Below are 7338 nucleotides of genomic sequence, written 5' to 3' on the forward strand. Positions count from 1 at the left end.
AAGCTTTTGTGACGCCGTCATGAAACCGTCACGCACGGTCTCTAGCCTTCCAACCCTCGCGCTATGCGACCGGGGCGGCGCGCCAGGCCAAGGCGCTACGATCACAGCCCCGCCCTCTTCACTACAAAATGCAAAACGGCACCCGCCTCGCAGCGGTCGATCTCGGTTCGAACAGCTTCAGGCTGGAAATCGGACAGGTCGACCACGGTCAGATTCACCGCACCGAATACCTCAAGGAGACGGTGCGCCAGGGCAACGGCCTGGACAGCGCCCGCAATCTCACGCCGGAGGCCATGCAGCGCGGCTGGGACGCGCTCGCCCGGTTTGGCGAGCGGCTGGCCGGCTTCAAACGCTCACAGGTGCGCGCCGTGGCCACCCAGACGTTGCGCGAGGCTCGCAACCGCGAAGAATTTCTATTGCGCGCGCGCACCATCCTGGGGTTCGGCATCGATGTGATCCCAGGCCGCGAGGAAGCCCGCCTTATCTACCAGGGCGTGGCGCACATGCTGCCGCACACCGACGCCTCCGACCGGGAGCGCCGCCTGGTGGTGGACATCGGCGGGCGCTCGACCGAAATGATCATCGGCCAGGCGCTCGAGGCCGAACTCATGGAGTCTTATCGCGTGGGCAGCGTCGCCTGGTCGATGAAGCACTTTGCGGAAGGCCTCTTCAGCCCCGCCGCATTCCGCGCCGCCGAGGTGGCCGCCAAGGCCGTGCTGGACGATGCGCTTTCAAGCTACACCCGCGACCAGTGGGACGTGGCCTACGGTGCCTCCGGCACCATCGGCGCGGTGGGCGACGTGCTGGCCGCGGCCGGCGGAGAGCCGGGGCTGATTACCCGCGACGGGCTCGACTGGCTGCTCGACCGCCTGCTCAAGGCCGGCAGCGCCGACAAGCTGCGCATCGACGGCATGCGCGAAGACCGCAAGCCGGTGATTGGCGGCGGCGTGAGCGTGCTGCGGGCGGTGTTCGACCTGCTCGGCATCGAGGAAATGAAAGTGGCCCAGGGCGCGCTTCGCCATGGCGTGCTCTACGAGTTGCTGGAACGAGACGAAGGCGTGGCCGATTTGCGCACCGCCACCGTGGCGCGGCTGGCCGCCCGCTTTTCGGTCGATGCGGCCCAGGCCAAGCGCGTGGGCGAAACGGCCGCGGCGCTGTTCGTGCAACTGGCGCCGGCGGCACGCGGCGGCAGCTCCGCCAGCCGCGCCGGGCGGGCGCTGCGCAAGCTGGGCTGGGCGGCGCAGCTGCATGAAATCGGCACGCTGGTTTCGCACAGCGACTATCACAAGCACGGCGCCTACATTCTGGACAACACCGACGCGCCCGGCTTTGCCGTGAACGAACTCCACGCACTCGGCCAACTGGTTCTGGGACAGCGCGGCAAGCTGCGCAAGCTAGAGACGGCGCTCGACGACGAGACCTTCGTGATGCAGCTGCTGTCGCTGCGTCTGGCGGTGATTCTGTGCCACGCGCGCCGCGATCCCGATCCGCAGGCGCTGCATCTCGCGGCGTTGGGCGGCAGGGCTTTCACGATCGTCTGCGCGCCCGACTGGGCCAATGCCTATCCCCAGTCCGCGCACCTGCTGCGCGAAGAAGTGCTGGCCTGGCAGAAGACCAGCAACTGGCGGGTGGAACTCAGCAGCTGCTGAGCCGGCGTGTCACGGCGCAGGCGCTCGGGCGAGGTGGCTTCAGAGCAGTTCGGGCGACTGAACGGTAACCACCACGGTCTGCACGTCGCCGTCGCGCTCACGCGTGCGAATCCACCACAGCGCGCCCTTGCGCACCGGACAGCTGTCCTGCTTCAGTCCCAATAGAAGCGAAATGGCCTGCCCCACCGAGGGCTGGTGGCCGATCATCAGCACCACAGACTTTCCGTTGGGCCACCCCGCGGCGCCCAGCATGGCCTCGGCCGTGGTGTCGGGCGCGAGTTCGGAACGCAGCTTGTACTTGCGCCCGAGCGCGAGCGCGGTCTGCTCGCAGCGCCGCGCGGGGCTGCAGATGATGCGGGTGCCGTCGGGCAATTGGCGGTCGAGCCAACTTGCCATGCGCTTGGCCTGCTTCTCGCCACGCGCGGTGAGAGAGCGCTGCAGGTCGTCGCAGCCCTCGGTCCAGTCCTCGGCTTCGGCATGGCGCCAGAAGATCAAGTCCATGCTCATCGTCTTTCGATGGTCAGTTGCTGGATGCATCGGAGTGATGCCCTCGCGATGCATATCGGTTCATGAGCGCGGTCTGTGCGCCGTGCGCCTCGACGGCGCGCGAAGCACCCGCCTCGCCGCGATGGGTGTCGTGGTCGACGCGCGTGTAGATGCCGTCGCCGCCAAGGTCCCATGCGTCGCGGCCGTCGTGCAGGTAGGCTACCAGGCATTCGTCGATCAGGCGCTGGCGAAGGCTCGGGTCCGTGACCGGCCAGGCCAGTTCCACGCGCCGCATCATGTTGCGGTTCATCCAGTCGGCGCTCGAGAGATAGAGCGACTCTTCTTCGCCGCTGCGGAAGTAGAAGACCCGCGAATGCTCCAGGAACCGTCCGATGACCGAGCGCACCCAAATGTTGTCGGTCAACCCCGGCACCTGCGCCGGCAAGGTGCAGGCGCCGCGCACGATGAGGTCGATCTTCACGCCCTTCTGCCCCGCGCGCATGAGCGCGGCAACCAGTTGGTCATCGGTCAGCGCGTTCATCTTGGCGACGATGCGCGTGGTCTCGCCGGTTGCGGCTGCCACACTCAAGGCATCGAGTTGCGCAATGAGGTTCTTGTGCAGGTCGAACGGCGCCAGCCACATGCGGTTGAGCTTGGGAAGGCGACTCTGGCTTGCCAGATGCACGAACACCGCTTCCATGTCGGCCGTCAGCAGCGGATCGGCCGTCAGATGGCTGATGTCGGTGTAGAGCTTGGCGGTGCGCGGGTTGTAGTTGCCGGTGGAAAGATGGCCGTAGCGGCGCATCTGCTTGCCCTCGCGGCGCGTCACCAGCAGCATCTTGGCGTGCGTCTTCAGGCCCACCACGCCGTACACCACCTGCGCGCCGATCGACTCGAGCATTTCGGCCCAGTTGATGTTGGCCTCTTCGTCGAAACGCGCCTTGAGCTCCACAACCACCGTCACTTCCTTGCCGCGGCGCACGGCTTCGCGCAGCAGGTCCATCAGTTCCGAATCGGCACCGGTGCGGTAGATGGTCTGCTTGATGGCCAGTACCTGCGGGTCTTGCACCGCCTCGCGCAGGAATGCGAGCACGCCGTCGAAGCTTTCGAAGGGCTGGTGGATCAGCACGTCGCCGCGCTGCAGCCGCTCGAAGAACGACTGCGCCGGAGACAGCGTGACGGGATACGACGCCGAGTACGGCGGAAAGCGCAGCTGCGGCTCGTCCAGCAGATCGATCAGCTGCGTGAGCCTTGCCAGGTTGACAGGGCCGTGCACGCGATAGAGCGCCTGCGGCGGCAGATTGAACTGCGCCAGCAGAAAGCTCGCAAGCGACTCGGCGCAACTGGCCGAAACCTCGAGCCGCACCGCCTGCCCGTAGTGCCGGTGCTGCAATCCCTGGCGCAAGGCGGTGCGCAGGTTCTTGACGTCTTCCTCGTCGACCGCAAGATCGGAATGCCGGGTGACGCGGAACTGCGAGAAGTCGCCGACCTCGCGGCCCGGGAACATGCTCGAGAGGTGCGCGCGCACCACACTCGAAAGCGCCACGAACAGCGTCTTGCCGTCGGACACCTTGGCCGGCATGCGAATGACGCGCGGCAGCACGCGCGGCACCTTGACGATCTGGATCGGGTTTTCGCGGCCGAATGCGTCCTTGCCGCCAAGCCGCACGATGAAGTTGAGCGACTTGTTGGCCACCTGCGGAAACGGGTGCGCCGGGTCAAGCCCCACCGGAATCAACAACGGGCGCACTTCGCGCTCGAAATATTCGCTGACCCATTTGCGCTGCGCCGCATTGCGCTCGCCGTGCGAAATGATGTGGATGCCGTGCTTGGCAAACGTGGGCATCAGCTCGTCGTTGTACAGCGCGTATTGGCGGCCTACCAGCGTGTGGGCAGCCTCGGCCAGGCGCTCGAACGACTCGGTGGTGTAGGTGCCCTTCTGGTCGCTGGCGCTGCTGGCAATCAGGTGCGGCGCGGCGCGGACCTCAAAGAATTCATCGAGGTTCGATGAAACGATGCACAGGTAGCGAAGGCGCTCGATGAGCGGCACCTCGGGCCTGTGGGCCCAATCGAGCACGCGCTCGTTGAAAGACAAGATGCTGTGATCGCGGTCGAGCAGCGCGGGCGCCGATGCCGCGACCTCAAATGTCCGGTCAGCGGTAGCAGATTGCATGGGCACTGATTCTGGGGCAAGGGGCACGGGAGCACACGTAGGCGGAAATATGACAGTTTCGTCCTTGTTTGTGACGTTTCCGTGACGCTCCTGTGACGTCGATTCGCCAGCGCCCGGCTCCCCCGAATCAGGCGAAGAAGCAGATGGCCTGGCAGCGGGCCGGGCGACCGCTGGCTTCATGCGCCCAGAAAGTGCTTGCGGTAGCGCGCCGGCAAGTCGTCGATGCGCATCAGCATCGGCAGGTCCGCGGTGTTGAAATCCGGGTCCCATGCCGGAGCGCCCAGCACCTTGGCGCCCAGGCGCAGGTAACCCTTGATGAGGGCCGGCGGCTCAACGTCGAGCGCGCTGTCCAGGCGCTCGACCGGCAGCGGCAGCCTCGGCTGCACCTGGTACTGGATCGGCGCCATGTGGCTGGCCGACAGCTGGCGCCAGATGCTGGCCGCCGCATCGCCGTTGGTCACGCCGTTGTGTGACATGGGAATGCTCGCGCAGCCGATCATTGTGTCGAGCTTGTTGCGATGCATGAAGCCCGCCAGCGCGCCCCACAGCGCAAGAATGACCCCGCCCTGCCGATGATCGGGATGCACGCAGCTGCGGCCCAGCTCGACCATGCGCTCGCGCAGGTCGCGCAGCCGGGTCAGGTCGAATTCGGTGTCGCTGTAGGTGCTGCCCACGCGACGGGCTTGGGCCGGCGTGAGCACGCGATACGTGCCAATCACATGCTGCGTGAGCTCGTCGCGCACCAGCAGGTGCTCGCAGAAGTCGTCGAACAAGTCGATGTCGTGTCCCGCCACCGGCGTGCTCACGCGCGCGCCCATTTCGCCGACGAACACTTCATAGCGCAGGCGCTGCGCGGCGCGCACATCATCGAGGTGGCGTGCCCAGCTCACCGTGATGCCCTGCTTCGCATCGACGACCGGTGGCACCAGAACCGCAGCGGGCGCCTCGGGCACCGACGTGCGCGCAGCGTTTGCAGCGGCAGGGACGGGCCACAAGGCGGCGCGCAGTCCGATCTGCGACAACGGAAACGTCGGATTGGGCAGTTCTTTCATTGGGAACCCTTTCTGCCGATGGAGTCTCTGCACTCGCGGTGAAACCGGCATGTCAGCGGCATGGCATTTGCATGACGGTGTTACAGCGTGTTTGGGCCCCATTCCCGGGCTGCCCAATCGGCCCGCAAGGCTGTCTAATGCGGTGGGTCGCGACACTGGAGTTTCTTTAAATGGCCACAGACGCAAGCAGCAATTTCGACAACCGCCTTCACCAGACCTTTCCCGTTCTCAGCGACGCCGAGGTTGCGCGCATTGCGCGGTTCGGAACGGTGCAGCGATTTGCGCGCGGGGAAAGGCTCTTTACCGCGGGAGAAACAGGCCCCGGCATGTTCGTGCTGCTGAAGGGCGTGGTCGCCATCACGCAGCGCGACGGCCTCGGGCATGTGGTGCCCATCGTTCGCCAGGGGCCGGGCGAGTTCCTTGCCGAGGTGGGCCAGCTGAGCGGCCGCCCTGCCCTTGTCGATGGCCATGCCGACGAGGAAGTCGAAGCGCTGGTCGTGCCGCCGGCGCAACTGCGTGCGCTGCTCGTGGCCGAAGCGGATCTTGGCGAACGCATCACCCGCGCGCTGATCTTGCGGCGCGTGGCGCTGATCGAATCGGGCGCGAGCGGGCCGGTGCTCATCGGCAAGCCCGAGTCGCCCGACATGGCGCGGCTGGAGAACTTTCTGCGCCGCAACGGCCACCCCTATCACCTGGTCGATGCGGCAGAAGATCCCGACGCCGCGGCGCTGCTCGAACAGTACGGCACCTGCAAGCTGCTGGCCGTGTGTCCCGACGGCTCGGTGCTGGTCAACCCGGCCGAAGATGCATTGGCCCGCTGCTTGGGCATGGTGGACACCGCCGAGCGCGACGAGCTGTTCGACGTGGCCGTGGTCGGTGCCGGCCCCGCCGGCCTGGCGACCGCGGTGTATGCGGCTTCCGAAGGCCTGCACGTGATCGTGCTCGATTGCCGCGCCTTCGGCGGCCAGGCCGGCGCCAGCGCGCGCATCGAGAACTACTTGGGCTTTCCCACCGGCATCTCGGGGCAGGCGCTCGCGGGCCGCGCTTTCGTGCAAGCCCAGAAATTCGGCGTCGAGATGCTCATTCCGGTGAAGGTCACCTCGCTGGACTGCACCCGCAACAACCCGATGGGCAGCCTGCGCATTGCGCTGGCCGACGGCCGCACCATCAATGCGCGCACCGTCGTCATTGCCAGCGGCGCGCGCTACCGTCGGCCGGATGTGCCGCGGCTGTCGGAGTTCGAAGGCCGCGGCATCTGGTACTGGGCGTCGGCTATCGAAGCAAAGCTTTGCTCCCAGCAAGAGGTCGCGCTTGTCGGCGGCGGCAACTCGGCCGGACAAGCCGCGGTGTTCCTGTCGCGCCACGCGGCCAAGGTCAATGTGCTGGTGCGCGGCCCTTCGCTGGCGGCCAGCATGTCGCGCTACCTCATCGACCGCATCGAGGCCACGCCCAACATCGAACTGCACCCGCACACCCAGTTGGTCAAGCTGAATGGCGGCTCCGACGAGGGCCTTACCGGCGCCAGGTGGCGCTGCCAGACCACCGGCGATGAACACGACTGCGCGGCCCGCAACATCTTTCTCTTCGTTGGCGCCGAGCCTGAAACCAGTTGGCTTGAAGGCTGCGGGGTTTCAGTCGACAAGCACGGCTTTGTGCTGACAGGCGATGCGGCGAGCAGCGGCTTTCCGGCCCGGCCCTCCACCGCGCTCGAATCGAGCGTGCAAGGCGTGTTTGCCGTAGGCGACGTGCGCTCGGGCTCTGTCAAGCGCGTGGGCGGTGCCATCGGCGAAGGGGCCGCGGTGGTGGCGTTGATTCACCAGCACCTGTCGTCCAGCTCGGCCGTTGCCTGAGCGGCTTCGCGGGGCGGCGGCGCGGCGCACCGCAATTCCCGGCCCTGCGCGCATTTGAATGGCCGCGTATATGCTGCCTGCCTCGAATCGCAACCCGCAAATCACAACCCGCATATCGGAGCGCTAGA

At 66.6% G+C, this 7338-nt stretch carries 5 protein-coding genes; 2 read left to right on the forward strand and 3 right to left on the reverse strand.

The features are described from left to right. Positions 1 to 128: 128 nt before the first annotated feature. Entirely contained in the window at positions 129 to 1649 is a 1521-nt protein-coding gene (locus EJI00_RS05875; RefSeq protein WP_126746523.1) for a Ppx/GppA phosphatase family protein, read from the forward strand. A 39-nt stretch (positions 1650 to 1688) separates the two neighbouring features. Here the strand turns inward: EJI00_RS05875 and EJI00_RS05880 are convergent, their stop codons facing one another. The 3 genes from EJI00_RS05880 to EJI00_RS05890 form a co-directional block, all read right to left on the reverse strand. Further along, entirely contained in the window at positions 1689 to 2150 is a 462-nt protein-coding gene (locus EJI00_RS05880) for a SixA phosphatase family protein (protein ID WP_185868070.1), read from the reverse strand. Positions 2151 to 2169: 19 nt separating this feature from the next. Then, complete coding sequence (gene ppk1, locus EJI00_RS05885) at positions 2170 to 4308, reverse strand: polyphosphate kinase 1 (RefSeq protein ID WP_260590466.1); 2139 nt, start codon at positions 4306 to 4308, stop codon at positions 2170 to 2172. 176 nt (positions 4309 to 4484) lie between these two features. Further along, entirely contained in the window at positions 4485 to 5360 is an 876-nt protein-coding gene (locus EJI00_RS05890) for a GNAT family N-acetyltransferase (RefSeq protein ID WP_126746526.1), read from the reverse strand. A gap of 170 nt (positions 5361 to 5530) precedes the next feature. Here EJI00_RS05890 and EJI00_RS05895 point away from each other — a divergent pair, with 170 nt between their 5' ends. Next, a complete protein-coding gene (locus tag EJI00_RS05895) occupies positions 5531 to 7210 on the forward strand; it encodes an FAD-dependent oxidoreductase (protein ID WP_126746527.1) in 1680 nt (559 codons plus the stop codon). Positions 7211 to 7338 lie beyond the last annotated feature (128 nt).

The sequence above is a fragment of the Variovorax sp. DXTD-1 genome (assembly GCF_003984625.1).
Classification (GTDB): domain Bacteria; phylum Pseudomonadota; class Gammaproteobacteria; order Burkholderiales; family Burkholderiaceae_C; genus Variovorax.

Excerpts from the sequence above, each read along its gene's own strand:
- ppk1 (WP_260590466.1), bottom strand. The coding sequence starts at position 4,308 with ATGCAATCTGCTACCGCTGACCGGACATTTGAGGTCGCGGCATCGGCG.
- EJI00_RS05895 (WP_126746527.1), top strand. The coding sequence starts at position 5,531 with ATGGCCACAGACGCAAGCAGCAATTTCGACAACCGCCTTCACCAGACC.
- EJI00_RS05875 (WP_126746523.1), top strand. The coding sequence starts at position 129 with ATGCAAAACGGCACCCGCCTCGCAGCGGTCGATCTCGGTTCGAACAGC.
- EJI00_RS05890 (WP_126746526.1), bottom strand. The coding sequence starts at position 5,360 with ATGAAAGAACTGCCCAATCCGACGTTTCCGTTGTCGCAGATCGGACTG.
- EJI00_RS05880 (WP_185868070.1), bottom strand. The coding sequence starts at position 2,150 with ATGGACTTGATCTTCTGGCGCCATGCCGAAGCCGAGGACTGGACCGAG.